The following is a 1,778-nucleotide window of genomic DNA, read 5'->3' as shown; positions in this document are numbered from 1 at the left end:
GGTCGCCTTCAGATAGTCGGCAAAACCCTGGGCGCACCGCCGCACGCTGTCGAAGGTGTAGTCCTCGGCGATGCGTCCCCGCCAGCCGTCGGTGCCGAAGATGATGTCGGACATAAAGTCTCCCACGCGTGATCTGTGAACTAAGATAGTTCCAGAAAAATACTCATCCCGGAACCTCCTGAGATTCCCAGAGAAACCGGCGATATTGGGACATCTATTTTTCCGGAACGGCCTAATTTGCCGGTGGATGCCAACCAGCCGCTCCCCATAACCGGCGGGCGCGTATGATGCGTGCGTTGTTCATCTGCAACGCCTCAATGGTGGCTCGACTGCACGCGGTAAGGCCGATGACCCGCGTGCCATCCTCGCTCCATGTAAAATGCTCAGACCACTTCTGTCGTCGTGGATTGAACAGAGGCCCCGCCTGGCCGGTCATCGGATCAGTTGCCTCTGTCCGATCCCCCTTGCTCGTATTGCATGAGGAGCAGGCCCGGCACAAGTTCTCCTTGCTGGCAGCGCCGCCCTTGGCGAGCGGTTGGATGTGGTCTGCTTCCAGTGGCATTCCCGTGACCCATTCCGATGTGCGGCAATACTCGCAGCGCTCCCCAAGCGTCTCTAACCAGCGCCGCAACGCTTCGGGCACACCACGCCGGCTCATAGGTTGGACGCCAACTCGTTGTAGCCCGGTGTGCGATAACCGCGTTGCGCCAAGATCATGAACGCCTGCGCACGCCGCAACATGGAACGTTCGTATTCGGCCAGGAGATGTGCTTGCTCGGCCCGCTCGCTGACGCTGAGCGGGCGTTTGTCCTGGATGTCGTTGATCTCTGCAAGTCGCTTTTGCTGTGTGCGCGTGAAGGTGGGGCGGATGGCGGAGCGCAACATCTTGTCGCTCAACCATGCCATTCCCGCCAATTCATCAGCCAGCGCGTCGGGCAGATCCGCCGCAGATGGCACGGCGATGGCAATCGCCGAAGCCAACGTTTCGGCAACTGAACGTTGGGTCATCTGGGCGACCCGTTCGAGTCGCCGATAGAGCGGCTCCGGCACTGCAAGGGAGATCATTCCAGCAGTCATTGAATCCCTACCTTTCTCTTGGCAACCGGCGCAGACTCATCGCTTTTCTCACCCCACGTGCGGCGTGTGATTCCCCATCTGTTGCAAGGTTGCCAGGTCCGCGTCTACCATGATGCGCACGAGTTGTTGGAAGGTAACGGATGGTTCCCAGTGGAGCACGCGGCCGACCTTGCTGGGGTCGCCCACCAGGCGGTCATCCACCAAATCATCTCCCTGCTGGCTGAAAAACCGGCCCGGAATGCACCGAAAGATCCAAGACCACCTTGCCGATGACGTGGTGCGGCAAGCGCAGACGCACCCCCCACCGTTCGGCCAGGGCAGGATATGCTTCCAGCGGCGCACGGCGGCGCACGGCCGGGTAATCCTGGTCGCTGGATGGTTCCGCCTCGGCCAGCCGGTGGAGCTGCCCGACAAACCACACCGGCGCAAGGTCAGCGCCCAGTTCGACACCGGTAGCCTCGATCAACACCCCCAGGCGCCGGGCCAGGCCGCGTTGTCCGGCCTGCGCCAATAGCGCCGGCCAATCCAGCGCCTCACGTCTGGCAATTAAGATCGCTGCAACCTCGGCCGGGCTGGTTTCGCCGCGCGCACGTTCCACCAAATCAAGACATAGGTCTGCGGACGCAACAAAAGCCAGTCCGTCAATCATCTGGCGTCGCCGGTAGCGCCCAGGTTCCAGAGTCGGGTCCAAGACAATTGTC

The 1,778-nt window shown here is 61.4% G+C and carries 3 protein-coding genes; all 3 read right to left on the bottom strand.

The annotated features are described in order from the left end of the window. Positions 1-232 precede the first annotated feature (232 nt). On the bottom strand, positions 233-658 hold the full coding sequence (locus tag CVT63_08360; protein PKQ26626.1) for an HNH endonuclease: 426 nt from the start codon (positions 656-658) through the stop codon (positions 233-235). Next, on the bottom strand, positions 655-1,077 hold the full coding sequence (locus tag CVT63_08355) for a hypothetical protein (GenBank protein PKQ26625.1): 423 nt from the start codon (positions 1,075-1,077) through the stop codon (positions 655-657). The genes CVT63_08360 and CVT63_08355 overlap by 4 nt, the downstream gene beginning before the upstream one ends. A 205-nt stretch (positions 1,078-1,282) precedes the next feature. Beyond that, positions 1,283-1,778 (bottom strand): hypothetical protein (locus CVT63_08350; GenBank protein PKQ26624.1); only part of this gene is annotated, 496 nt, incomplete at its 5' end.

Origin of the sequence: Candidatus Anoxymicrobium japonicum, from assembly GCA_002843005.1 — a bacterium.
GTDB lineage: Bacteria > Actinomycetota > Geothermincolia > Fen-727 > Anoxymicrobiaceae > Anoxymicrobium > Anoxymicrobium japonicum.
Note: the sequence above shows the minus strand (reverse complement) of the source record. Positions and strands in the feature narration are given on the sequence as shown.